The sequence below is a fragment of the Mycolicibacterium sp. MU0050 genome (genome assembly GCF_963378085.1).
GTDB classification, from domain to species: domain Bacteria; phylum Actinomycetota; class Actinomycetes; order Mycobacteriales; family Mycobacteriaceae; genus Mycobacterium; species Mycobacterium wendilense.
This window is the reverse complement of record NZ_OY726395.1, coordinates 3,866,438-3,889,301: the sequence shown is the minus strand read 5'-3', so window position 1 is coordinate 3,889,301 and position 22,864 is coordinate 3,866,438. Positions and strand designations below refer to the sequence as shown.

The window sequence follows — 22,864 nt, the reverse complement described above, 5'->3', positions numbered from 1 at the left end:
TGTGTCGCCCGCGCTGATTGCTCAGCCGCCCATCAGCATCCGCCATTGGTCCAGGTTCGACGCGCGATAGACGTAGTTGGTCCGCTTGACCTCTTCGAGGGGCGCGCTGGGCTCGGCCGAATACCAGTGCCCGGGGAACACCGTCGGGTCGCCGGACAGCGCCGCCAGCTGCTGCAGGCTGCGGAACATCTCGTTGACGTCGCCGCCGGGGAAATCGGTGCGGCCGCAGCCCTCGAGGAACAGGGTGTCGCCGGCGACCAGTCGGCCGTCCACCAGGAAGCACTGGCTGCCCGGGGTGTGGCCGGGGGTGTGCAGCAGCTCGATCTCGACGTCGCCGACGGCCACCTTGTCGCCGTGCTCGTGGGCGGTCAGCTCGGACATCGGGATCTCGGTGGTGCGCGAAACCCATTGCGCCTCATGGGTGTTGACGTGGATGGGCACGCTCTGGCGTTCCATCAGCTCGGCGAGGCCGGCCAGGGTGAAGCCCATCATGGTGCCCCCCACGTGGTCGGGATGGTGGTGGGTGACCAGCACCCCCGACAGGTGCATGCCGTCGCCCTCGAGGATGTCGACCAGGTCGCCCGCGGCGTACGCCGGGTCGACGACAACGCAGTCGCCGGTCTGTCGGTCACCGATCAGATAGGCGAAGTTGCGCATCTGGTCGGCGATCATGTCGCCGGCGGCGAAGTCGCGCCCGGACAGGAGTTGCCGGAAGTAGAGCCTGCTCTGGGAATCGGAAGCCGCGGGAGTAGCCATGTGACCATCATTGCAGGTCAAAAAACCGCAGTTCAAATGGTGTTTAACGGCACACCGACAAAAGTCGCATCTCGGATGCGCAATAAAATAGCGTCGGCCTCATGCAGCTGACACGGTTCACCGACCTGGGATTGCGGGCCATGATGCTGCTGGCCGCCGGGGAGTCCGAACAGCGCCGCGTCACCACCCGGACGATCGCCAGCGGCGCGGCGGCCTCCGAGCATCACGTCGCCAAGGCCGTCTCGCGACTTTCCGAGCTGGGCATGGTGCACGCCCGTCGCGGCCGGGTCGGCGGGCTGGAGCTCACCGAGGCCGGCCGCACCGCGTCGGTCGGCTGGCTGGTGCGCCAACTCGAGGGCGACCGCGAGGTCATCGAATGCGGCGGGAACAACCCGTGTCCGCTGATCGCCGCCTGCCGCCTGCGCCGCGCGCTGGCCGAGGCCAAAGAGGCCTTCTACCGCGAACTCGACCGCTACACCGTCACCGACCTCGCCGGGAGCAAGAGTCTTCCGGTCGTTCTGCAACTCACTGGAGAAGGGAACCCACGATGACCGTCACCACCCCCGAATCACCGGTCGTCCACGACGAACTCGAACCGCACCACGCGGAGCTCGTCAAGGCCACGCTGCCGCTGATCGGAGCTCACATCGACGAGATCACCGGGCAGTTCTACGCGATGCTGTTCGAGGCCCATCCCGAGTTGCTGCGCAACCTGTTCAACCGCGGAAATCAGGTCAGCGGCGCCCAGCAGCGTGCGCTCGCGGCTTCGATCGCAACGTTCGCCACCCATCTGGTGGACCCGGAGTTGCCGCACCCCGCCGAACTGCTGTCCCGGATCGGGCACAAGCACGCGTCGCTGGGAGTGACCGCCGAGCAGTACCCGATCGTGCACCAGCACCTGTTCGCCGCGATCGTCGCGGTGCTCGGTGCCGACACCGTGACCGCGGATGTCGCCGCGGCCTGGGACCGGGTGTATTGGATGATGGCCGACACCCTGATCGCCATGGAGCGCGACCTGTACGCCGAGGCCGGCGTGGCCGCCGGTGACGTCTACCGGCGCGCCAAGGTGGTCTCGCGGGTGGCCGACCCGTCGGGCGCGGTGCTGATCACGGTGCTGCCGGTGGCCGGGCCGATCGGCGAATTCGTGCCCGGTCAGTACGTGTCGGTGGGGGTGACGATGTCCGACGGCGCCCGACAGCTGCGCCAGTACAGCCTCATCAACGTGCCCGGCAACGGCGAGCTGACCTTCGCGGTCAAGCCGGTCGAGGGCGTCGACGGCGCCCCCGCCGGCGAGGTGTCCAACTGGATTCGCGACAACATCTGCGTGGGCGACCTGGTCGACGTCACCGTGCCGTTCGGGGACCTGCCCGCGCCGGGGTCCGCCGCGACTCCCGTGGTGCTGATCTCGGCGGGCATCGGGATCACCCCGATGATCGGCATGCTGGAGTACTTCGCCGCCCGGCAGCCCGAGACCGCGGTGCAGGTGCTGCACGCCGACCGCGGTGACCAGCAGCACCCGTTGCGCGAGCGGCAGGCCGAACTGGTCGATCTGCTGCCCAACGCCAGTCTCGACATCTGGTACGAGGACGGGCTGACCGGCGATCGCCCCGGCGTGCACGCGGGCCTGATGGACCTCGGTGGCCTGTCGGCCGCGCCGGCGGCCGACGCCGAGGTGTATCTGTGCGGCAACAACGGCTTCGTCCAGGCCGTGCGGGCGCAGCTGACCGCCCTCGGGGTGCCCGAGCAGCGGGTGCACTGCGAGCTGTTCAACCCGAACGACTGGTTGTTGGGCTGAGGGCGGCGCGGGCCGGTTCGGGCGATTTCGGCCTCAAACACCCCGAATGACCAGCGGTTTGGCGTACGAAAGGTGCAGACTGTACCCTCTTTAAGGCCCGCCCTCCATCATCGCGACGGAGCGCGCGGCGCCAAGCAGGTAGGCCCCCTTAGCTCAGTCGGCAGAGCGTTTCCATGGTAAGGAAAAGGTCAACGGTTCGATTCCGTTAGGGGGCTCGGTGGACGCCGGACGGTGCGCCGACCGCGTCGATCGGGGCGGTGTAGCTCAGCTGGTTAGAGCGCACGACTCATAATCGTGAGGTCGGGGGATCGAGTCCCCCCACCGCTACAAGACAAGCATGAACCTGACAGAGGAGAGCAGCCGAAGTGGCCTCCAGTACCGACGTCCGGCCGAAGATCACTTTGGCCTGCGACGTGTGCAAGCACCGCAACTACATCACCAAGAAGAATCGCCGCAACGATCCGGACCGGCTCGAGCTGAAGAAGTTCTGCCCCAACTGCGGCAAGCACCAGCCGCACCGTGAGTCGCGCTGACGCGTTCCATCGGCGCAGGCCGCAACCGGTTTCCGAGATCTACTAGGTAGGTTCTAGCCCGTGGCACTATCCCCAGACATCGTCGGGATGCATTACCGCTACCCCGACCATTACGTGGTGGAGCGGGAAAAGGTTCGCGAGTACGCGACCGCGGTGAAGAACGACTTTCCCGCATTCTTCGACGAGGATGCGGCGGCCGAACTCGGCTACCAGGGGTTGCCGGCTCCGCTGACGTTCATCTCGGTCTTCGGTTACCGGGGCCAGCGAGCCTTCTTCGATCACGCCGACATCGGCATCACCGACGCCAAGATCGTCCAGGTCGACCAGGAGCTGAAGTTCCTGGCGCCCATCGCGGTCGGCGACAAGCTGTACTGCGACGTCTACGTGGATTCCGTCCGGCAGGCGCACGGCACGGACATCATCGTCACCAAGGTGCTCATCACCAACGAGGCCGGCAAGTTAGTGCAGGAGACCTACACCACGCTTGCGGGGCGTAGCGAGGAAAACGGAGAAAGTGGCTTCAACGATGGCTCTGCGTGAGTTCAGCTCGGTCCAGGTCGGCGACACGCTACCGGAGAAGATCATCCCGCTGACCAGGCAGGACCTGGTCAACTACGCGGGCGTCTCCGGCGACCTCAACCCCATCCACTGGGACGACGAGACCGCCAAGCTGGTGGGTTTGGACACCGCCATCGCCCACGGGATGCTCACCATGGGTCTCGGCGGCGGCTACGTGACCTCCTGGGTCGGCGATCCGGGCGCGGTGACCGAGTACAACGTGCGTTTCACGGCCGTCGTGCCGGTGCCCAATGACGCCAAGGGCGCCGAGATCGTCTTCAATGGCCGGGTGAAGTCGGTGGACGCCGAGAGCAAGTCGGTGACGATCGCCATCAACGCCACCACGGGCGGCAAGAAGATCTTCGGCCGCGCGATCGCCACGGCGAAACTCGCCTAGCGGGGGATCGATAGCGATGGCGCTCAAGACGGACATCCGGGGCATGGTCCACAAGTACGACGACTACTTCGTGGTGGGCCGAGAGAAGGTGCGCGAGTACGCCAAGGCGGTCAAGAACGACGACCCCGCGTTCTACGACGAGGCGGCCGCGGCCGAACTCGGCTACGACACGCTGCTGGCCCCCCTGACCTTCGTTTCCACGGTCGCCCTGATCGTGCAGCAGGACTTCTTCCGCAAGGTCGACGTCGGCATGGAGACCATGCAGATCGTCCAGGTGGATCAGCAGTTCGTGTATCACCAGCCGATCAAGGTCGGTGACCATCTGTATCCCGTGATGACCGTGCAATCGGTGGACGAGCGCTTCGGCGCCGACATCGTGGTCACCCGCAACACGCTGACCAATCAGCACGGTGAAGTGGTGCTGGAGGCGTTCACCACGCTGATGGGCCAGCAGGGTGACGAATCGGCCAAGGTCAAGTTCGACGTGGCGACCGGTCAGGTCACCCGGGTCGCCGATTAGGCCGGCGGTCCGGGGGAGATTAGTGGATCAGAGTTTCCCCGATGTACACTCGTACCTCGGGGTTCTCCCAGAACAAGCGCGCTTGTCCGGCGGTTTGCGATTACCGCCGGAGAGCGCGCGAGTTATGTGGGGCACTTGCGGACACGACGAACCGGGACCAACTAGCGTGGGAAGGTGAGGAGTGCCGCAGGGACTCGAAGGGGCGTAGCTCAACTGGCAGAGCAGCGGTCTCCAAAACCGCAGGTTGCAGGTTCAAGTCCTGTCGCCCCTGCTCAATTGAATACTGGCAATGTGGACACTGGAAGATGCGAACTAACGGGCCCGACGGGCCACGGGTGAAGCTAAGGAGCGTGCGGTGAGCGACGAGCGCGACAGTGCCGACGCCACGGGCGACGGCACCGAGGACAACGGGGCCGAAGCCAAGCGGGTCGGTCAGACAGCGGTCGTCACCCCGGCGCGTCCGACCGGTAAGCGGTCCCGGCAGCGTGCACTGAGCAAGACCGAGGCCGAGGCGGATGCCGAGGCCGGCGACGACGCCGAGGATTCCGCGAAGACCGCCAAGGTGAGCAAGGCCAAGAAGGCCAAGGCCGCGTCCGGCGGTGGCATTCTGGCCCCGTTCAGATTCGTCTGGACGTACCTGAGCGAGGTCGTCAACGAGCTGCGCAAGGTCATCTGGCCGAACCGCAAGCAGATGGTGACCTACACCACGGTGGTGTTGCTCTTCCTGGCGTTCATGGTGGCGATGATCTCGTTGGCAGACATCGGGTTGACCGAACTGGTAACGCTGGTGTTCGCCTAGAAACCAGATGATTTTTACGTGAGGAAGGACTGACAACCGTGACTAGCTTCGAGGGCGACACGCCCGCGAGTGAGTCGGGCGACAACGGAGACGTCATCATCGACGAGACCGTCTCCGAGGCGCCGACGGACTCGACGTCAACGGATGCGGCTCCGGCGGACGACGTAGCGGAAGAGCCCGAAGAAGACCCGGCCGTCGCGCTCAAGAAGGAGCTGCGCCTCAAGCCGGGCGACTGGTACGTCATCCACTCCTACGCCGGCTACGAGAACAAGGTCAAGGCCAACCTCGAGACCCGCGTGCAGAACCTCGACGTCGGGGACTACATCTTCCAGGTCGAGGTGCCCACCGAGGAAGTCACCGAGATCAAGAACGGCCAGCGCAAGCAGGTCAACCGCAAGGTGTTGCCCGGTTACATCCTGGTGCGGATGGAACTCACCGACGACTCCTGGTCCGCGGTGCGCAACACCCCCGGCGTGACCGGATTCGTCGGCGCCACCTCCCGGCCGACGGCGCTGTCGCTGGACGACGTGGTGAAGTTCCTGCTGCCCCAGGGCGCCGCCAAGAAGGCCGCCAAGTCTTCGGCGGCCGCGACCACCGGCGCGACCACCGAGGCCACCCTGGAGCGGCCCGAGATCCTGGTCGACTACGAAGTCGGCGAGTCGGTCACCGTCATGGACGGCCCGTTTGCCACGCTGCCGGCCTCCATCAGCGAGGTCAACGCCGAGCAGCAGAAGCTCAAGGTGCTGGTGTCCATCTTCGGCCGCGAAACACCCGTCGAACTGACCTTCGGTCAGGTCGCCAAGATTTAGCGATTTCGGCGCGTAAGAACCGGCAGTGCGCGCGGGCGAGCGCGCCGAGATCACACCCAAGAAAGGAAACACCACACCCATGGCCCCGAAGAAAAAGGTCGTCGGGCTGATCAAGTTGCAGATCCAGGCCGGGCAGGCCAACCCCGCCCCGCCGGTCGGTCCCGCGCTCGGCCAGCACGGCGTCAACATCATGGAGTTCTGCAAGGCGTACAACGCCGCTACGGAGTCGCAGCGCGGCAACGTCGTCCCCGTGGAGATCAGTGTCTACGAGGACCGCAGCTTCACCTTCATCCTGAAGACCCCGCCCGCCGCCAAGCTGCTGCTCAAGGCCGCCGGCGTGCAGAAGGGTTCCGGTTCGCCGCACACCGACAAGGTCGCCAAGGTCAGCTGGGACCAGGTCCGCGAGATCGCCGAGACCAAGAAGGACGACCTCAACGCCAACGACATCGACGCCGCGGCCAAGATCATCGCCGGGACCGCCCGGTCGATGGGCATCACAGTCGAGTAGCTTGCGGATCGACCAGGCTGCAGTCGAGTAGTCGTACCCCCGTGGGAGGGCTGGCATCGGCCCGAACAACCACAACCAACGAGATTGATTGGATACCAATGAGCAAGAACAGCAAGGCCTACCGCGAAGCCGCCGAGAAGGTGGACCGCGACAAGCTCTACACCCCGCTCGAGGCCGCCAAGCTGGCCAAGGAGACATCGTCGAAGAAGCAGGACGCCACCGTCGAGGTCGCGATCCGGCTCGGCGTCGACCCCCGTAAGGCCGATCAGATGGTGCGCGGCACCGTCAACCTGCCCAATGGCACCGGCAAGACCGCCCGCGTCGTGGTGTTCGCGGTCGGCGAGAAGGCCGAGGCCGCACTGGCCGCCGGCGCCGATGCCGTGGGCAGCGAGGACCTGATCGAGAAGATCCAGGGCGGCTGGCTCGATTTCGACGCCGCGATCGCGACGCCCGATCAGATGGCCAAGGTGGGCCGGATCGCCCGCGTGCTGGGTCCCCGCGGCCTGATGCCGAACCCCAAGACCGGCACCGTGACCCCGGATGTCGCCAAGGCCGTGTCCGACATCAAGGGCGGCAAGATCAACTTCCGCGTCGACAAGCAGGCCAACCTGCACTTCGTCATCGGCAAGGCCTCGTTCGACGAGACCAAGCTGGTCGAGAACTACGGCGCCGCGCTCGAGGAGATCCTGCGGGCCAAGCCGTCCTCGTCGAAGGGCCGCTACCTGAAGAAGATCGTCGTCTCGACGACCACGGGCCCGGGCATCCCCGTCGACCCGAGCATCACCCGCAACTTCGCCGAGGCGTAACACGTTCGAGGTGTACCGGATGCGCGCACGTCGCACGATGGCCCGCATCCGGTATGCCCTCGTGGTGGGAGCACTGCTGATGACGGCAACCCCGACAACCGCGACGGCCGATCCGGTCGGGTCGGCGGGGCAGGACGGGCTCGTCGACGTGCGCGACGTGGTGCCCGATGCCCTCATCGATCTGCGCTACGCCACCCCCGACAACTTCCTGGGCGTGCGAATGTATCCCGTCGGCGCCCGCTGCCTGGTGCACGAGTCGTTGGCCCCGGGGCTGGCGGCCGCGGCGGAAAGTCTTCGCGCGCACGGCAACCGGTTGGTGTTCTGGGACTGCTACCGGCCGCACGCGGTGCAGGTTCGGATGTTCGAGGCGGTGCCCGATCCCAGCTGGGTGGCACGTCCCGGCAACTTCGCCCGCAGTCACACCGCCGGTCGCTCGGTGGACGTCACGTTGTCCGACGACACCGTAAGACTGCTCGACATGGGTACCGATTTCGATGAGTTCTCATCCCGGGCAACGGCTTTCGCCACCGACGGGGTGAGCTGGGCCGCGCAGGCCAACCGCGCGCGGCTGCGGGAGGCGATGGCCGCCGGCGGGTTTGCCGTCTACGCCGGTGAGTGGTGGCACTTCGACGGGCCGGGCGCGCAGTTGCAGCGCCCGATCATCGACGTGCCGCTGATCTGATTTGGGCCGGCGCCCGTCACCGCCGTCGTAGACTCTGCTGCACAGCCTCAAGGGGGACGTCTTGTCAGACTCTGCAGCAGCATCCGACGCGTTGTGCCGGTGTGGGCACCCGCGATCGGCGCACGAACATCATCGCGCCGGCACGGACTGCGCGCTGTGTGCCGACGGCGGCTGCCCCCGCTTCCGGGGCCCATCCGTGCTTCGCCGCATTCTCGCCAAATTTGCTGGCCCGCACTGACTTTGCGGCCGGTGTTTGCCGGTTGAGGGCTCAGCTACCGCCGATCACTTCTGCAAGGTGAACTGGTGCACGCTGGTGTGGCCGACCCGGAACAGGTTCACGCAGCCATTGAGGTACTTGTCGTAGCGGTCGTAGACCTCTTGGGACTGGATCCGGATCGCCTCTTCGCGGTGCGCCTCGAGCTGCTCCGCCCAGATCTGCAGGGTGCGCACATAGTGCGGGCCGATCTCCTGCAACTGCGTGAGCTTGAACCCGGCGGGCAGGGCGTGCTCCTGGACCTTCTCCACCGAGGGCAGCCGACCGCCGGGGAAGATCTCGGTCATGATGAACTTCGCGAACCGGGCCAGCTCGAAGGTCATCGGCAGGCCCAGCTCCTTGGCCCTGCGCATGTCGAAACCGGTGATGCAATGCAGCAGCATCACGCCGTCGTCGGGGAGCGCGTCGAAGGTGGTCGCGAAGAAATCGTCATAGCGTTCGAAGCCGAAGTGCTCGAACGCGCCGATCGAGACGATCCGGTCGACCTTGTCCTCGAACTCTTCCCAGCCCTGCAGCCGCACCTCGATGTTGCGCTCGGTCGGCACCTTCGCCAGCTTGTCGATGGCGTACTTGCGCTGCTCGGCGGACAGCGTCAAACCGATCACGTTGACGTCGTACTTCTCGACGGCACGCTGCATGCAGGCACCCCACCCGCACCCGATGTCGAGCAGCGTCATGCCCGGCTCCAAGCCCAGCTTGCCCAGGGCAAGGTCGAACTTCGCCAATTGCGCTTCGTCGCCGGTCATATCCTCGCGTTCGAAATAACCGCAGGTATAACCCATGGTGGGGCCGAGGAACAGTTCGTAGAATTCGTTCGAAATATCGTAAATGGACTGGAGTTCTTCGTACTTCGGCTTCAGATTGCTCATCGGTGCAGACTCCCACCCGCTAGTGATTGACAAAACGCTAGCCCATTCGGGACCCGCCGCGCGGCGGCGCTCCCGAAAACTCGGGCACTAAATTTTCTTGAGGGTGAACTGGCAGACGTCGGTCGTGCGGTTGCGGAACAACTTGGCGCACCCCGTCAAGTACCTCATATAACGGTCGTAGACCTCTTCCGACTGGAGTGTGACCGCCTCGTCGCGATGTGCCTCCAGTGCTTGCGCCCACAGATCCAGAGTACGGGCGTAATGCGGCCGCAACGACTGCACCCGCTGAACATCGAAACCTCCGGCCACCGCGTGGTCGGTCACCAGCTGGGTGGACGGCAGGCGCCCGCCCGGGAAAATCTCGGTCAGGATGAACTTGACGAACCGGGCCAACTCGAAGGTCAGCGGTACCCCGTTGGCCGCCGCATCCTTGGCGGTCGTCGCGGTGATGGTGTGCAGCAGCAGCACGCCGCCCGACGGCAGCGCCTTGTACATCTGCTGGAAGAAGGCGTCATAGCGGTCGGGGCCGAAGTGCTCGAACGCCCCGATGGACACCACCCGGTCGACGGGCTCGTGGAACTGCTCCCACCCCTGCAGCAGGACCTGCTTGGAACGCGGACTCGGGTCGGCGGCGAGCCGCTCGGCGACGTAATCGCGCTGATTGCGGCTCAGCGTCAGGCCGACCACGTTGACGTCATGGCGCTGCACCGCGCGCATCATCGTCGAACCCCAGCCACAACCCACGTCGAGCAGCGTCATCCCGGGTTCGAGGCCCAACTTCCCCAGCGCCAGGTCGATCTTGGCGAGCTGCGCCTCCTCGAGGGTCATGTCCTCGCGTTCGAAATACGCGCAGCTGTAGGTCCGCGACGGGTCGAGAAAGAGCTGGAAGAACTCGTCGGACAGGTCGTAGTGGGCTTGGACGTCATCGAAGTGCGGCTCGAGCGCCTTGGGCATAGCCGGGGGCCTTCCCTCGTCATGGCAGGCAGGCAAGCGCAAAGATCCCCCCCGGAACCATTGCAATCGCCCCCCTGTTGGCTCCTCACATGCTTGGGGCGGGCAGCCCGCAGGGCAATGCGGCAACGGGGTACGTCACACACCCGTCATGTCGACGGCGCCGGTCCGATCAGCGGGTGGCGGAGGAAAACGTGAGGTCAAGCTGGTCGACGATGGGGCCCCACAGCGGCTCGGGCAGATCGTGGCCCATGCCGGGGAACAGCACCAGGCGGGCCCCGGCGATGTTGTTGGCGACGGCGCGGCCGCCGGCGGGGCGCATCAGCCGGTCGGCGAGACCGTGGATCACCACCGTGGGGGCACTGATCCGATGGTCGTAGTGGCGCAGGCTGCCGCTGCCGGTGATCGCGCCGAACTGCCGCGCCACCCCGACCGGGTAGTAACTGCGGTCATAGCCGGCCGCGGCGTCGGCGCGGATCTTGGCCTCCGGCGCACGGTAGGCGGGGCTGCCGATCACCCGGCTGACCCGCACCGCGTTGTCGAGGATGACCTCGCGTGGGGCGTCGACCGGCGGGCCCTTGATGACCGCGAACAGTGCGCGCGGGTCCGGTGGTGGCAACGCGGCCTGGTTGTTGCTGGAGAAGATGACGCCCAGGGACCGGGTTCGCTCGGCGTGGCGGGCCGCGACCACCTGAGCGATCATCCCGCCCATCGACGCGCCGACGATGTGGGCGCGCTCGATGTCGAGGTGGTCGAGCACCGCGGCGGCGTCGTCGGCCATGTCCTCCAGGGTGTAGACCGCCGGGCTGGGGCGGCCCAGCACCGAGCGGACCATGTTCGGATACTGCGAACCCTCGACCCGCAGCCCGTGCAGCTTGCTCGACAACCCGACGTCGCGGTTGTCGAATCGGATCACCCGCAGTCCGCGGTCGACGAGTCGGCGGCAGAAGTCGTTGGGCCACAACAGAAGTTGCGCGCCCAGGCCCATGATCAGCAGCACCGCGGGGTCGGCCGGGTCGCCCATGTCCTCGTAATAGATGTCCAGGTCGCCGGAGCGGGCCGTCCCGCACCGCACGGTGTCCGGCTGCACTAGACCTCGATCTCCTTGTCGGTGGAGTCCAGGTCCTCGCGGTGGTCGCGGCTGACCTCGACCATGAAGTTGGCGAAGTACCCGGAGAACTGCGGGTCGCTCATCATCTGCCAGCGCGGTGCCAACAACTTCATGTAGCGCTCTACGTAGAGGAACTGCTTGCCGATCAGCACCAGTTCGCGGGGCAGCTTGACGTCGTAGGCGTCGGCCAGCGCGGACAGCTGCTTGCCGATCTCGGCGTAGGACATGTCGCCGAGGGTCTTCATGCTCAGTGGTTGGGCGAAGGCCTCCAGGTCCTTGGCGGCCTGGGCTTCGGGCTTGACCGTGCCGACGGCGCCGAGCAGCACCACGATCTTGCCCGCCGCGGCGTGGTCCTTCTTGACCAACAGCGCGTAGATCAGCTCGCGCAGCAGCCAGCGGGTGCGCGGGTCGATCCGGCCCATGATGCCGAAGTCCAGGAATACGATCCGGCCCTGGTCGTCGACCAGCAGGTTGCCCGCGTGCAGGTCGCCGTGGAACAGGCCGTGCCGCAGGCCGCCCTCGAAGGTCGAGAACAGCAGCGCCTTGACCAGTTCGGTGCCGTCGAAGTTCTGCTTGCGAATCGCCGCTACGTCGTCGATGCGGACGCCGTGCACCCGCTCCATCGTCAACACGCGCTGGGTGGTGAAGTCCCAGTGCACGTCGGGCACCTTGATGTTCTTGCCCAGCGGGGAGGAGTGCAGGTGGCTGACCCAGGCCTCCATGGACTGGGCCTCGATGCGGAAGTCGAGCTCCTCGGCGAGATTGTCGGAGAAGTCGGCGACGACGTCCTGCGCGGACAGCCGCCGGCCCATCTTGGCGAACTCGACGACCTGGGCGAAGCGCTTGAGGATCTGCAGGTCGGCGGCCACCCGGCGGCGGATGCCCGGGCGTTGGATCTTGACCACCACATCCTCACCGCTGTGCAGGGTCGCGAAGTGCACCTGGGCGATGGACGCCGAGGCGAACGGCCGCTCCTCGAAGTGCTTGAACAGCTTGCGCGGCTCGTCGCCGAGTTCCTCCCGGAACAGTTTCTGCACTTGCTCGGGGTCCGCCGGCGGGACGGAGTCCAGCAAGGTGCGGAACTCCCGCGACAGCGGTTCCCCGAAAGCGCCGGGACTGGAGGCGATGATCTGACCGAACTTCACGTAGGTCGGTCCGAGGTCGGCGAAGGCCTGGGGGATTTCCTTGATGACCTTGGTCTGCAGGCTCCCACGCCCGGGCAGCCGCTTGGCCACGCGCGCGGCGGTGCGAGTGAGCTGCCAGCCCGTGGTGCCGACCCGGGCCGCCTCGAACGGCAGCGGGACGCGGTCGAGCTTGACGACCTCCCGATGATGATTGGTCGAACTCATTGTTGTAGTGTGCCAAACTCCGCGTTCGCGCTCCCAATCAGCGTGCCGGCGGCGCCGCGATCACCCCTTCGCCCACGGTGTCAGCCACGGCGTGGGTTCCCAGCCCTCGTGTGCGGCGATCAGCTCGTAGAGGGTGGCGCCGTCGAGCGCCTCGCGGATGATGTCGGCGTGCCCGGCGTGCCGGGCCAGCTCCTCGATCAGGTGGAACAGCACCCAACGCACCGACCAGGCTTCGAGGTCCTTCGGGAACCACGGCACCCCCTTGGGGACCGGTACCGCGGCGCCCAGATCCACGGTGTCGACCAGGGCCAGCGCCTCGGCGTTGCCGTCGGCGAACCGGGCCAGGAGCTGCGCAAGCGTCTCGGTCTCGGTCATGACGAACTCGTCGGCGTAGTCGGCGGCCTGGTCGGTCATGGGGCGCCGGTCGTCGTCGCGCATCCCGGGGGCGGCCGCGGCGCGCCGCAGCCAGCTGCGCTGGCAATTCGTGACGTGTTTGATGAGCCCGCCGATCGACAGGGCGCTGACTGTCGGCGTGGCGCGGGCCTGCTCGTCGGTCAGGCCGAAAGCGACGGCGTGGAAGGCCTGTTGCTGCGCGCGGAGGTACTCCTTGAGGCCGGCGCGTTCGTCGACGACGGGGGGCGGCATGGCGGGCATGTCAGCTCTCTTTCTTGTTGTGTGCGTAGAGATCTCGTAACAGGGACACTTCGGCGCCGTGGTGGATCACCTCGCGGTGGATGTGCAGGACGAGGTCGATCATGGGGCGGTCGCGCCACGGCCCCTCCGCGGGGCCGACGGCGCGCTCGAGGTCGGCCGGGGTCAGGCTGCGCACGCCCGTGATCCAGTTGCGGTAGGCGTCGTCGAGTTGGTCCAGCGCGGTCTCGGCATCGGGGGCGTAGCTCCAGCTCTGGTAGTCGGCGGGCGGGCCGTCGAAGTGCGCATGGTTGCGCACGGCCAGGACCCCGACGATGACGTGGGCCAGTCGCCAGGCGATCGTCGTGAACGGGGGCGGGTCGGGCGGGGGATAGGTGAAGTCGATGGAGCCGTCGGGATGCACTGTCCAGCAGTCCGGTACCGGGGCCCAGCGGTACTCGTCGTCGGTCAGGCCGGCCAGCCGGGGCCGCAGTTGCTGCGTCCAGTGCCACTCGAGTTGGTCGACCAGCGAGTTCACCAAGGTGGGCGGTGTCATGAGCACAGCCTTCCAACAATTTAGGACTGTTGGTGTCCGCAATGTGCGCGACACTTGCAGAGTGTCCGAAACGACCAGCCGCGTGCTGCGGCTGCTCGGTCTGCTGCAATCCCGACGGGTGTGGACCGGGCGTGAACTCGCCGAGCGCCTCGGCGTGACCGGACGCAGCGTGCGTCGCGACATCGACCGCCTGCGGGAGCTCGGATATCCGGTGCACGCGAGCCCCGGCCAGGGCGGTGGTTATCAACTCGGCGCCGGCGCCGCGCTGCCGCCGTTGCTGCTCGACGGGGACGAGGCCGTCGCCGTGGCGGTGTGCCTGGGGCTGGCCGCCGGGGGAAGCGTGGCCGGGATCGGCGAATCCGCGCTGCGTGCCCTGTCGAAGCTCGACCAGGTGATGCCGGCGCGGCTGCGCTCCCAGGTGTCGGCGGTCCACGAGGCGACCGTGACGCTGAGTTCCCGTAGCGAGGCGGCGGTGGAGCCCAAGGTGCTGATGACGCTGGCGCGGGCCTGCCGGGACCGGGAACACGTCAGCCTGCGGTACACGGCGTTGCGCGGCGCGGTGACCCAGCGGCGCGTGGAGCCCTATCAGCTGGTGACCACCGGGCGACGGTGGTATCTGCTGGCCTACGACCGCGACCGCGCCGACTGGCGCAGCCTGCGGCTCGATCGGATGTCGGACCTCAGCGCGCTGGGCACCACCTTCGTGGCGCGCGAGGCGCCGGACGCCGCCGCCTTCGTCGGCCGCGCGATCAGCAGCTCGCCGTACCGTTACGTGGCCCGCGTTCGGTATCGCTGCCCCCACGACGTTGTCGCGCAACACTTTTCGCCCAGCTCGGCGACCATCGAGCCCGAGGGGCCGGAATCCTGCCTGGTGACGACCGGCGGCGACGAACCGGAACGGATGGTCCTCTGGCTGGCGTCGATCGGCCGCGACTTCGAGATCCTCGAGCCGCCGGAGGTGATCGCCGCCGCCCAGCAGATGGGCCAGCGGCTGGCCGGCGCCGCTAGTGCTGGTGACCGCTGATTCGAATCCGCAACGAGGTGGTCCGTGCCGTGTTGCGGCGGCGGGCCGCGGAATCGTGCCAGTGCAGGCGCAGCAGCAACAGCCGGCGGTGGGCTTGCCAGCCGATCGACAGCGGGTCCCGCCATGGTGTCCTTCGGGTGGACGCGCCAGGGAGATGAAGGTGCTCGCTCACAGTGTTTCCACTGTTGCACGCCGATGGCCGGTCGGCATCCCGGGCAGGTCGAGGGGTGTGTGAACGGTTGCCGAACAGTGTTCGAACCGTGTCGTGGTCGGCTGCGGCGGCGCGGCCGGGCAGGATTGGGCGCACATGAGTGACCTCACGCTGGCCCTCGACATCGGCGGCACCAAGATCTCCGCGGGTCTGGTCGACCGCGGCGGGGACCTGGTGCGCACCGAAGAGTTGCCGACCCCGCGCGGTGCGGGCGCCGAGGCGGTGTGGCGAGTGGTCGAGGAGTTGATCGTGCGGAGCACCACCGGGGCGCCGGTGCGTGGTGTGGGCGTCGCCTCGGCCGGGCCGATCGACCTGCCGGCGGGCACCGTGAGCCCCATCAACGTGCCCGCCTGGCGGGATTTTCCGGTCCGGGAGCGGGTGGCCGCGACGCTCGGCGGCCTGCCGGTGCGGTTGGCGGGCGACGGACTGTGTATGGCCCTCGGTGAACACTGGCGCGGCGCCGGACAGGGCGCGCGGTTCCTGTTGGGTCTGGTGGTCTCCACCGGGGTCGGTGGCGGCCTGGTCCTCGACGGCGCGCCGTATGCCGGTCGGACCGGCAACGCCGGACACGTCGGCCACGTGGTGGTCGACGTCGCCGGCCCGCCGTGCAGCTGCGGCGGTCACGGTTGCGTCGAGACCATCGCGGCGGGACCGAAGATGGTCGCCTGGGCGCGCGAAAACGGTTGGGCGGCATCGCCGGACGCCGACGCCCAGGTCTTGGCCGTGGCCGCCGCGGCCGGCGACGCTGTCGCGGTGCAGGCCTTCGAGCGCGCGGCCACGGCGGTGGCGGCGACGATCGCCTCGGTGGCGGCGGTGTGCGATCTGGATCGGGTGGTGATCGGCGGCGGGGTGGCCCGTTCCGGTGCCATCCTGTTCGAGCCGCTGCGCGCCGCGCTGGGCCGGTTCACCGGGCTCGGTTTCCTGGCCGGGTTGACGGTGCGGCCCGCCCGACTCGGCGCGGCGGCGGGTCTGGTGGGCGCGGCGGCGTTGCTGCGCGAGGCCTGAGCGCCCGTGGGCACCTCGTTTTGGCTGATCGGCCCTGCACGCGCTATCGTGGTCGGCGATCCACCGAAGACCGTCGGTCACCGAGCAATCGGTTGAAGGTCCGGGAACATCCCGGCGGCCCACGCAGGAGGACGAGGTAGTTCGACGCCCCGGCCGCATCCTGCGCTGGGGCGTCCGTTGTTTCCGGGCCTGCTCGCCACGACGCTCTGCGGTGGCGCACGCAAAGCACGCTGGACAACACATCATCAGGAGGCATGCATGGCCAAGGCTGAAAAGGCTACCGCCGTTGCAGAGATCACCGAGCAGTTCAAAGCCTCGACTGCCACCGTCATCACCGAGTACCGCGGGCTGACCGTGGCGAACCTGGTCGAGCTGCGCCGGTCGCTCGGCGAGTCGGCCACCTACTCGGTGGCCAAGAACACGCTGGTCAAGCGTGCGGCCTCGGAGGCGGGCATCGAGGGGCTCGACGAGCTGTTCGTCGGTCCGACGGCAATCGCGTTCATCAACGGCGAGCCGGTCGACGCGGCCAAGGCGCTGAAGAAGTTCGCCAAGGACAACAAGGCCCTGGTCATCAAGGGCGGCTACATGGACGGCAAGGCGCTGTCCGTCGCCGAGGTCGAGCGCATCGCCGATCTCGAGTCGCGCGAGGTGCTGCTGGCCAAGCTGGCCGGTGCCATGAAGGCCAACCTCACCAAGGCCGCCGGGCTGTTCAACGCCCCGGCCTCGCAGGTCGCCCGCCTGGCCGCCGCCCTCCAGGACAAGCGCGCTGCCGAGGCTCCGGCCGAAGCTGCTGCGGAGGCTCCGGCCGAGGCGGCTGCGGACGCCCCCGCCGCCGAGGCTGCCGCCGAGACAACCGAATAGACCCGACCAACCCACATCCGTAGGAAACACATCCAGGAAGGACTGCCACCATGGCAAAGCTCAGCACTGACGAACTGCTCGACGCATTCAAGGAACTGACCCTGCTCGAGCTCTCCGAGTTCGTGAAGAAGTTCGAGGAGACCTTCGAGGTCACCGCGGCCGCCCCGGTCGCCGTTGCCGCGGCCCCCGCCGCCGGTGGTGGCGCTGCCGCCGAGGCCGCCGAGGAGCAGTCGGAATTCGACGTCATCCTCGAGGGCGCCGGCGACAAGAAGATCGGCGTCATCAAGGTTGTCCGCGAGATCGTTTCGGGCCTGGGCCTGAAGGAGGCCAAGGATCTGGTCGACAGCGCGCCCAAGCCGCTGCTCGAGAAGGTCGCCAAGGAGGCCGCCGAGGAAGCCAAGACCAAGCTCGAGGCTGCCGGCGCGACGGTCACCGTCAAGTAGCACCTGCTGCGTCAAGAGAAATCCCCCGAAGATCACCGGGCGGTTTCTAGGGGTCGTCGCAACACTGCTGGTTATTGAGCCTGTAGTAGATCACGCAAGCGCTCGGCTGGGGTATCCCAGCCGAGCGTTTTGCGTGGGCGGCCGTTGAGTTGCTGGGCGACGTGTTCGAGGTCCTCAGGCCCATAGATGCTGAGGTCGGTACCTTTGGGAAAGTACTGACGAAGCAGGCCGTTGGTGTTTTCGTTGGTGCCGCGCTGCCAGGGACTGGCCGGATCACAGAAGTACACGGCCATGTCGGTGGCCATCGAGAACCCCTTGTGCCCGGCCATCTCGGCGCCCTGGTCCCAGGTCAACGATCCCCGCAGATGCTCTGGCAGGGTCGTCATGGTGGCGATCAGCCCGTCACGAACCGTTTCGGCATCATGGCCCCCGGGCAGGTGCACCAGCATGGTGTAGCGGGTGGTGCGTTCCACCAGAGTGCCGATCGCGGTCTTGTTGAGTTCACCCATGATGAGGTCGCCTTCCCAGTGCCCGGGCACCGCGCGATCCTCGATATCGGGCCGGTCGGCGATCATGAGCATCGGATCAACGAACCGCTGGTAACGCTCACCGGGCTTACGGTTCGGTTTACGGCACGTGCGGCCACTTCGCAGTGACTGGGCCACTTCCTTTTTCAGTCCACCGCGCGCCTGGAAGTAGAGGGATTGATAAATCGTTTCGTGGCTCACCCGCATGCTCTCGTCGTCCGGAAAATCCTTGACCAGACGATGCGAAATCTCTTCCGGGGACCACCGCTTGGCCAGCCCCTCTTCGACCTCTTTACGCAGCCTCTGATTGGTGACCAGTTTGGACTGCTTGGGCCGGGACCGTGCCGCCGCAGCCGCCGCATCGGCTTGATATGGCAGGTAGAGGCCCTCGACACGGTGCGCAGCGACCTCGCGGGACACCGTCGACTTATTCCGACCGAGCTTGTCGGCGATCACGGTGTAGCTCAGGCCGGCGGTCAGGCCGTCGGCGATGACCAGCCGATCGGCGAGCTGCAAATACCTACTGGCGGATGCCTGTCCAGATGCAGGACGCTGTTCGGCAGCAGTGGATTTCACCGGTTGTATGTACCGCGTCCCGCTGGCGTAATCGACGACCGTGCCATCGGAATACACCCGCGTGTTGCCAACCTTGCGGATACCGGCACGCCAATCCCGGGCGGTGCGCACATTGACCCCGGCCTCTCGGGCGGCCCGCGCCGACGACCAGCCCTCCTCGAGCAGTTCAAAGAACCGTGCTTTCTCGCAGGTCTTGCCGCGCGTGCGCCGCGCTGGGTCGACCAAGCCCGCCTCCACAAGCATCCGGCGGGCCGTGGAGTGCGCCACTCCGACAGCTTTGGCCGCCGCATTCACCGAGCCAGTTGCTGCAAATACCGCTGCCACCCGCGCAGGATCCACACCGGTGACATCCGGACGCGGCGAGCCCATCGGCCGGCCGGTGGCACTCAAGATGGCATACGCCCGCTGCCGTGACACCCCCAACGACTCCGCCGCTTCCCGCACCGGCACGCCCGCATCGACGAGCTTTGCTAGCTGATCACCAAATTGAACACAGTCCTCCGAAAACGACACGGTCGCCGCAACCTCTCAGATAAGAGAGCGTTGCGACGACCGTGTGAACCCAACCCGCGATCTTCGGGGGATTTCTCGTTTCGGCGCAGGGTCAATAGTCGGCGGCCGCGGCCTGCGACGCCGCCAGCGCCTCGGCGTCGTCGCCGAGCGAGAGCAAGGTATTGGAGGCCAGCGCGCCCAGGACGGGCCCGAAGGCCGCGTCGCCGTAGTAGCCGGCCAGTTCCAGCATCACGAAGCCGTGGATCATCGTCCAGAACTGCGAGGCGATGGTGAGCACGATCGCGTCGTCGTCGGGAGAGCCGGCGGTGATCCGCCCGGCGGTCATGGCGCGGTGCACGTGGCGGACGACATGCGCCAGGCTCGGGTGCTGCTCGTTGATCTCGGCGACCCGCAGGCCCAGCACATTGCGCGCGGGCGCGTGGATGCCGTGCGCGCTGGTGCTGCCGAACGTCAGTCGGTACAGGTGCGGCCGGTCGATGGCGAACCGGCGATAGGCCGCCCCGCAGCGCAGCAGGTCGGCCACCGGGTCCTCGGTGGGCGCAACGGCCAGCGCCGCGTCGAACTGGCGCAGCCCCTCCTGCGCGACCGCGGCGATCAGCGCACGCATTCCGCCGAAGTGGGTGTACACCGCCATCGTCGAGGTGCCCGCGGCGCCGGCGACCTTGCGGGTTTGCAGGGCATCGGGCCCGTGGTCGTCGAGCAGGCCGACGGCCGCGTGCAGCAGCTCGGTGCGCACGTCGCGCTGCGCGGAAGTGTCGGCCGCGGTGTCCATCGAAGTCATCATTGCCATCTTCGCACGCAGAGCGTACGGTCTGCATAACACCGTCATAACAACGTTATGCCTGGCCAAGTAGGCATGGGGCCCGAGCTGGAGGTAATGGGATGACCGCCGTAAAACCCGCCCGCGACACCAACCCGTATCTGGAGGGGTTCCTGGCCCCGGTCGCCGAGGAGGTCACGGCCTTCGACCTGAAGGTGACCGGCCGCATCCCCGAGCACCTCAACGGGCGCTACCTGCGCAACGGGCCGAATCCGGCCGCCGAGGTCGACCCGGCGACCTATCACTGGTTCGCCGGGGACGCGATGGTGCACGGCCTGGCCCTGCGCGACGGTGCCGCGCGCTGGTACCGCAACCGGTGGGTCCGCACCCCGGTGGTGTCCCGCACACTCGGGGAGCCCCGCCTGCCGGACCTGGACCCGCGCACCGGCATGTTGGGGGTGGGGCCCAACACCAACGTGCTGACCCACGCGGGTCAGACCCTGGCCCTGGTGGAGGGTGGTGGCGCCAACTACCGCCTGACCGAGGAACTCGACACCCTCGACACCTGTGACTTCGACGGCACGCTCTACGGCGGTTATACGGCTCATCCGCATCGGGATCCGAAAACCGGTGAGCTGCATGCAGTTTCGTACTCGTTTGCCCGAGGTCGGACGGTGCAGTACTCGGTGATCGGTGCCGACGGACGCGCGCGGCGCACGGTCGACATCGCGGTGCACGGATCGCCGATGATGCACGACTTCTCGCTCACCGAGAAGTACGTCGTGATCTACGACCTGCCCGTCACCTTCGACCCGGCGGAGGTCATCCCGGTGACCGTCCCGCGCTGGCTGCGGGCGCCGGCCCGACTGGCGCTGCAGTCGTTGGCCGGGCGCGTGCGGGTGCCCGGCCCGATCGCCGCGCGGATCAACAGCGATCCCCGCCCCATCACGTCACTCCCGTTCGCCTGGGACGACACCTACCCCGCGCGCGTCGGCGTCCTGCCGCGCGAGGCGGACGCCGACGCCATCCGGTGGTTCGACGTGGACCCGTGCTACGTGTTCCATCCGCTGAACGCCTACAGCGAGGACCGCGACGGGCGCGAGGTGCTGGTGCTCGACGTGGTGCGGCACGGCCGGATGTTCGACCGGGACCGGCGTGGCCCGGGGGAGGGGCAGCCCACCCTGGACCGGTGGGAGATCGATCTGACCTCCGGCGCGGTGCGCAGCGAACGGCGCGACGATCGCCAGCAGGAGTTCCCGCGGATCAACGAGACGCTCACCGGCGCCAAGCACCGGTACGGCTACACGGTCGGCGTCGAGAACGCCTTCAACGGCGCCGACGCCAACCGCTCGGCGGTCTACAAGCAGGACTTCGACACCGGGTCGAGTCTGCAGGCCGCCCTGGACCCGGAACTGCTGGTCGGGGAGATGTCCTTTGTGCCCAATCCCGGCGCCGCGGCCGAGGACGACGGCATCCTGATGGGGTACGGGCACCACCTCGGCCGGGACGAGGGGCAACTGCTCATGTTGGACGCCGCCACCCTGGAAACCGTCGCCACCGTGCACCTACCCCAACGGGTGCCCATGGGGTTCCATGGCAATTGGTGTGCGGATGAGTAACGCCTGGGAGTCATATGGTGGGACAAGTGGCGTGCCGAGGATTCGCGTGCGCTACAGTGACTCAAGCCACAGGCGGGCCGCTGGTGGCATTGTCGAGTATTTGCGGAAGGATTTCGCGTGGGCATTGGCATCCAGGTTGAGGGGCTGACCAAGTCCTTCGGATCCCAGCGAATTTGGGAAGACGTCACGATGGACATCCCTGCCGGGGAGGTCAGCGTGCTGCTCGGCCCGTCGGGTACCGGTAAGTCGGTGTTCTTGAAGTCGCTGATCGGGCTGCTGCGGCCCGAGCGCGGCAAGATCATCGTCGACGGCACCAACATCATCGATTGCTCCGCCAAGGAGCTCTACGAGATCCGCACCCTGTTCGGGGTGATGTTCCAGGACGGCGCGTTGTTCGGGTCGATGAACCTGTACGACAACACCGCCTTCCCGCTGCGCGAGCACACCAAGAAGAAGGAGAGCGAGATCCGTGACATCGTCATGGAGAAGCTCGACCTGGTGGGTCTGGCGGGCGACGAGAACAAGTTCCCCGGCGAGATCTCCGGCGGTATGCGCAAGCGTGCCGGCCTGGCCCGGTCGCTGGTGCTCGACCCGCAGATCATCCTCTGTGACGAGCCGGACTCCGGTCTGGACCCCGTGCGTACCGCGTACCTGTCGCAGCTGCTGATCGACATCAACGCGCAGATCGACTGCACCATCCTGATCGTGACGCACAACATCAACATCGCCCGCACGGTGCCGGACAACATGGGCATGCTGTTCCGCAAGCACCTGGTCATGTTCGGCCCCCGCGAGGTGCTGTTGACCAGTGACGAGCCGGTGGTCAAGCAGTTCCTCAACGGTCGCCGGATCGGGCCCATCGGCATGTCGGAGGAGAAGGACGAGTCGACGATGGCCGAGGAGCAGGCCATGTTCGACGCCGGCCACCACGACGGTGGCGTCGAGGAGATCGAGGGCGTGCCGCCGCAGATCCAGGCCACCCCCGGTATGCCGGAACGCAAGGCCGTCGGGCGTCGGCAGGCCCGGGTGCGCGAGATTCTGCACACCCTGCCGCCCGCCGCCCAGGAGGCCATCCGCGACGAGCTCGACGGCACCCACAAGTACAAGGTGCACGAGTTCGCCGACGAGACCCCGACCGCGTCGATCCCGGTGCAGAACGAAAGCTGATCAACTCGACACCGTGACCGCCCGGCGAATGCCGGGCGGTCACTTTTATGTCCGGCCGGAGCCGTCGAAGCGGCCGAGTTTCGCCCCGATCCACAGGTTCGGCGCGTTAACTCTTGACGGACGGGCCTGCACAGGCCAGTCTGTTGGGCAGCATGTTCGTATCGGGTAGTCAGGTCGCCAGCCAGTGTTCTACCTCCTCCGGTTTCCGGAGCGAAGATGTGATTACCGACCGGTAGTTGAGGAATGTGCCGTCCT

26 protein-coding genes and 3 tRNA genes are annotated in these 22,864 nt (G+C 67.1%); 20 read left to right on the top strand and 9 right to left on the bottom strand.

The genetic code is table 11. From position 1 onward, the window contains the following. Positions 1–21 precede the first annotated feature (21 nt). Positions 22–756, bottom strand: a complete 735-nt coding sequence (locus R2K23_RS18540) for an MBL fold metallo-hydrolase (protein ID WP_316511597.1) — start codon at positions 754–756, stop codon at positions 22–24. 101 nt (positions 757–857) lie between these two features. Here R2K23_RS18540 and R2K23_RS18535 point away from each other — a divergent pair, with 101 nt between their 5' ends. The 14 genes from R2K23_RS18535 (at position 858) to R2K23_RS18470 (ending at position 8,163) form a co-directional block, all read left to right on the top strand. Next, a complete protein-coding gene (locus R2K23_RS18535) occupies positions 858–1,307 on the top strand; it encodes an RrF2 family transcriptional regulator (protein WP_316511595.1) in 450 nt (149 codons plus the stop codon). Beyond that, positions 1,304–2,551 (top strand): globin domain-containing protein, encoded by a 1,248-nt coding sequence (locus tag R2K23_RS18530; protein WP_316511594.1) that lies wholly within the window; start codon positions 1,304–1,306, stop codon positions 2,549–2,551. Before R2K23_RS18535 ends, R2K23_RS18530 begins: the two co-directional genes overlap by 4 nt. 142 nt (positions 2,552–2,693) lie before the next feature. Beyond that, positions 2,694–2,766 (top strand) — tRNA-Thr (locus tag R2K23_RS18525). 38 nt (positions 2,767–2,804) lie between these two features. After that, a tRNA-Met gene (locus R2K23_RS18520) sits at positions 2,805–2,878 on the top strand. Between the two features lie 38 nt (positions 2,879–2,916). Then, a complete protein-coding gene (gene rpmG / locus R2K23_RS18515) occupies positions 2,917–3,084 on the top strand; it encodes a 50S ribosomal protein L33 (protein WP_069392819.1) in 168 nt (55 codons plus the stop codon). Positions 3,085–3,171: 87 nt separating this feature from the next. After that, entirely contained in the window at positions 3,172–3,624 is a 453-nt protein-coding gene (hadA, locus tag R2K23_RS18510; RefSeq protein ID WP_396893635.1) for a (3R)-hydroxyacyl-ACP dehydratase subunit HadA, read from the top strand. Further along, positions 3,611–4,039, top strand: coding sequence for a (3R)-hydroxyacyl-ACP dehydratase subunit HadB (gene hadB / locus R2K23_RS18505; RefSeq protein ID WP_316511590.1), 429 nt, complete (start codon positions 3,611–3,613; stop codon positions 4,037–4,039). The genes hadA and hadB overlap by 14 nt, the downstream gene beginning before the upstream one ends. A gap of 16 nt (positions 4,040–4,055) precedes the next feature. Further along, entirely contained in the window at positions 4,056–4,559 is a 504-nt protein-coding gene (hadC, locus tag R2K23_RS18500) for a (3R)-hydroxyacyl-ACP dehydratase subunit HadC (protein ID WP_316511588.1), read from the top strand. A gap of 198 nt (positions 4,560–4,757) precedes the next feature. Then, positions 4,758–4,830, top strand: a tRNA-Trp gene (locus R2K23_RS18495). Between the two features lie 84 nt (positions 4,831–4,914). After that, positions 4,915–5,358 (top strand): preprotein translocase subunit SecE, encoded by a 444-nt coding sequence (gene secE, locus R2K23_RS18490; protein WP_316511586.1) that lies wholly within the window; start codon positions 4,915–4,917, stop codon positions 5,356–5,358. A 38-nt stretch (positions 5,359–5,396) separates the two neighbouring features. Then, entirely contained in the window at positions 5,397–6,167 is a 771-nt protein-coding gene (gene nusG / locus R2K23_RS18485; protein ID WP_316511584.1) for a transcription termination/antitermination protein NusG, read from the top strand. A gap of 79 nt (positions 6,168–6,246) precedes the next feature. Beyond that, positions 6,247–6,675 carry a 50S ribosomal protein L11 gene (rplK, locus tag R2K23_RS18480; RefSeq protein ID WP_316511581.1) on the top strand — a complete coding sequence of 143 codons (429 nt, stop codon included), beginning with the start codon at positions 6,247–6,249 and terminating at the stop codon, positions 6,673–6,675. Positions 6,676–6,773: 98 nt separating this feature from the next. Next, positions 6,774–7,481 (top strand): 50S ribosomal protein L1, encoded by a 708-nt coding sequence (gene rplA / locus R2K23_RS18475; RefSeq protein WP_316511579.1) that lies wholly within the window; start codon positions 6,774–6,776, stop codon positions 7,479–7,481. Between the two features lie 37 nt (positions 7,482–7,518). Beyond that, the gene (locus R2K23_RS18470) at positions 7,519–8,163 is read left to right on the top strand and encodes a M15 family metallopeptidase (protein ID WP_396893633.1); all 645 of its coding nucleotides are present in this window, start codon (positions 7,519–7,521) and stop codon (positions 8,161–8,163) included. Between the two features lie 282 nt (positions 8,164–8,445). On the opposite strand, the gene R2K23_RS18465 is transcribed toward R2K23_RS18470, so the two are convergent. From R2K23_RS18465 to R2K23_RS18440, 6 genes are all read right to left on the bottom strand, one after another. Beyond that, positions 8,446–9,306, bottom strand: coding sequence for a cyclopropane mycolic acid synthase family methyltransferase (locus R2K23_RS18465; protein ID WP_316511577.1), 861 nt, complete (start codon positions 9,304–9,306; stop codon positions 8,446–8,448). 87 nt (positions 9,307–9,393) lie between these two features. Beyond that, positions 9,394–10,260, bottom strand: a complete 867-nt coding sequence (locus R2K23_RS18460; RefSeq protein WP_316511576.1) for a cyclopropane mycolic acid synthase family methyltransferase — start codon at positions 10,258–10,260, stop codon at positions 9,394–9,396. 169 nt (positions 10,261–10,429) lie between these two features. Beyond that, entirely contained in the window at positions 10,430–11,281 is an 852-nt protein-coding gene (locus R2K23_RS18455; protein ID WP_316517387.1) for an alpha/beta fold hydrolase, read from the bottom strand. Between the two features lie 65 nt (positions 11,282–11,346). Continuing rightward, the gene (locus R2K23_RS18450) at positions 11,347–12,717 is read right to left on the bottom strand and encodes an ABC1 kinase family protein (protein WP_316511575.1); all 1,371 of its coding nucleotides are present in this window, start codon (positions 12,715–12,717) and stop codon (positions 11,347–11,349) included. A gap of 60 nt (positions 12,718–12,777) precedes the next feature. Continuing rightward, the gene (locus R2K23_RS18445) at positions 12,778–13,371 is read right to left on the bottom strand and encodes a DinB family protein (protein ID WP_316511574.1); all 594 of its coding nucleotides are present in this window, start codon (positions 13,369–13,371) and stop codon (positions 12,778–12,780) included. Between the two features lies 1 nt (position 13,372). Next, on the bottom strand, positions 13,373–13,903 hold the full coding sequence (locus tag R2K23_RS18440; RefSeq protein WP_316511573.1) for a DinB family protein: 531 nt from the start codon (positions 13,901–13,903) through the stop codon (positions 13,373–13,375). 61 nt (positions 13,904–13,964) lie between these two features. Between R2K23_RS18440 and R2K23_RS18435 the strand changes: the two genes are divergently transcribed. The 4 genes from R2K23_RS18435 to rplL all read left to right on the top strand — a co-directional run bounded on the left by R2K23_RS18435 (position 13,965) and on the right by rplL (position 17,447). Then, positions 13,965–14,927 carry a helix-turn-helix transcriptional regulator gene (locus R2K23_RS18435; RefSeq protein WP_316511571.1) on the top strand — a complete coding sequence of 321 codons (963 nt, stop codon included), beginning with the start codon at positions 13,965–13,967 and terminating at the stop codon, positions 14,925–14,927. A 307-nt stretch (positions 14,928–15,234) separates the two neighbouring features. Then, positions 15,235–16,143, top strand: coding sequence for an ROK family protein (locus tag R2K23_RS18430; RefSeq protein WP_316511570.1), 909 nt, complete (start codon positions 15,235–15,237; stop codon positions 16,141–16,143). A 258-nt stretch (positions 16,144–16,401) separates the two neighbouring features. Continuing rightward, positions 16,402–17,004 (top strand): 50S ribosomal protein L10, encoded by a 603-nt coding sequence (rplJ, locus tag R2K23_RS18425; protein WP_316511569.1) that lies wholly within the window; start codon positions 16,402–16,404, stop codon positions 17,002–17,004. Positions 17,005–17,054: 50 nt separating this feature from the next. Beyond that, the gene (gene rplL / locus R2K23_RS18420; RefSeq protein WP_126335218.1) at positions 17,055–17,447 is read left to right on the top strand and encodes a 50S ribosomal protein L7/L12; all 393 of its coding nucleotides are present in this window, start codon (positions 17,055–17,057) and stop codon (positions 17,445–17,447) included. Between the two features lie 71 nt (positions 17,448–17,518). Here the strand turns inward: rplL and R2K23_RS18415 are convergent, their stop codons facing one another. Continuing rightward, complete coding sequence (locus tag R2K23_RS18415; protein ID WP_465270714.1) at positions 17,519–18,793, bottom strand: IS30 family transposase; 1,275 nt, start codon at positions 18,791–18,793, stop codon at positions 17,519–17,521. Positions 18,794–19,154: 361 nt separating this feature from the next. Beyond that, the gene (locus R2K23_RS18410) at positions 19,155–19,853 is read right to left on the bottom strand and encodes a TetR/AcrR family transcriptional regulator (protein ID WP_396892323.1); all 699 of its coding nucleotides are present in this window, start codon (positions 19,851–19,853) and stop codon (positions 19,155–19,157) included. Between the two features lie 92 nt (positions 19,854–19,945). Here R2K23_RS18410 and R2K23_RS18405 point away from each other — a divergent pair, with 92 nt between their 5' ends. Continuing rightward, complete coding sequence (locus tag R2K23_RS18405; protein WP_316511568.1) at positions 19,946–21,442, top strand: carotenoid oxygenase family protein; 1,497 nt, start codon at positions 19,946–19,948, stop codon at positions 21,440–21,442. 117 nt (positions 21,443–21,559) lie between these two features. Continuing rightward, positions 21,560–22,609, top strand: a complete 1,050-nt coding sequence (locus tag R2K23_RS18400; RefSeq protein ID WP_316511566.1) for an ABC transporter ATP-binding protein — start codon at positions 21,560–21,562, stop codon at positions 22,607–22,609. Positions 22,610–22,864 lie beyond the last annotated feature (255 nt).

Bases quoted from the DNA above. Each gene is read 5' to 3' on its own strand.
- R2K23_RS18460 (WP_316511576.1), bottom strand. From the start codon at position 10,260: ATGCCCAAGGCGCTCGAGCCGCACTTCGATGACGTCCAAGCCCACTAC.
- R2K23_RS18470 (WP_396893633.1), top strand. From the start codon at position 7,519: ATGGCCCGCATCCGGTATGCCCTCGTGGTGGGAGCACTGCTGATGACG.
- rplL (WP_126335218.1), top strand. From the start codon at position 17,055: ATGGCAAAGCTCAGCACTGACGAACTGCTCGACGCATTCAAGGAACTG.
- hadB (WP_316511590.1), top strand. From the start codon at position 3,611: ATGGCTCTGCGTGAGTTCAGCTCGGTCCAGGTCGGCGACACGCTACCG.
- hadA (WP_396893635.1), top strand. From the start codon at position 3,172: ATGCATTACCGCTACCCCGACCATTACGTGGTGGAGCGGGAAAAGGTT.
- R2K23_RS18440 (WP_316511573.1), bottom strand. From the start codon at position 13,903: ATGACACCGCCCACCTTGGTGAACTCGCTGGTCGACCAACTCGAGTGG.
- R2K23_RS18450 (WP_316511575.1), bottom strand. From the start codon at position 12,717: ATGAGTTCGACCAATCATCATCGGGAGGTCGTCAAGCTCGACCGCGTC.
- R2K23_RS18465 (WP_316511577.1), bottom strand. From the start codon at position 9,306: ATGAGCAATCTGAAGCCGAAGTACGAAGAACTCCAGTCCATTTACGAT.
- rplA (WP_316511579.1), top strand. From the start codon at position 6,774: ATGAGCAAGAACAGCAAGGCCTACCGCGAAGCCGCCGAGAAGGTGGAC.
- R2K23_RS18540 (WP_316511597.1), bottom strand. From the start codon at position 756: ATGGCTACTCCCGCGGCTTCCGATTCCCAGAGCAGGCTCTACTTCCGG.
- rplJ (WP_316511569.1), top strand. From the start codon at position 16,402: ATGGCCAAGGCTGAAAAGGCTACCGCCGTTGCAGAGATCACCGAGCAG.
- R2K23_RS18410 (WP_396892323.1), bottom strand. From the start codon at position 19,853: ATGGCAATGATGACTTCGATGGACACCGCGGCCGACACTTCCGCGCAG.
- R2K23_RS18405 (WP_316511568.1), top strand. From the start codon at position 19,946: ATGACCGCCGTAAAACCCGCCCGCGACACCAACCCGTATCTGGAGGGG.
- R2K23_RS18415 (WP_465270714.1), bottom strand. From the start codon at position 18,793: ATGCTTGTGGAGGCGGGCTTGGTCGACCCAGCGCGGCGCACGCGCGGC.
- rplK (WP_316511581.1), top strand. From the start codon at position 6,247: ATGGCCCCGAAGAAAAAGGTCGTCGGGCTGATCAAGTTGCAGATCCAG.
- R2K23_RS18445 (WP_316511574.1), bottom strand. From the start codon at position 13,371: ATGCCCGCCATGCCGCCCCCCGTCGTCGACGAACGCGCCGGCCTCAAG.
- R2K23_RS18430 (WP_316511570.1), top strand. From the start codon at position 15,235: ATGAGTGACCTCACGCTGGCCCTCGACATCGGCGGCACCAAGATCTCC.
- R2K23_RS18455 (WP_316517387.1), bottom strand. From the start codon at position 11,281: ATGGGCGACCCGGCCGACCCCGCGGTGCTGCTGATCATGGGCCTGGGC.
- R2K23_RS18535 (WP_316511595.1), top strand. From the start codon at position 858: ATGCAGCTGACACGGTTCACCGACCTGGGATTGCGGGCCATGATGCTG.
- R2K23_RS18530 (WP_316511594.1), top strand. From the start codon at position 1,304: ATGACCGTCACCACCCCCGAATCACCGGTCGTCCACGACGAACTCGAA.
- hadC (WP_316511588.1), top strand. From the start codon at position 4,056: ATGGCGCTCAAGACGGACATCCGGGGCATGGTCCACAAGTACGACGAC.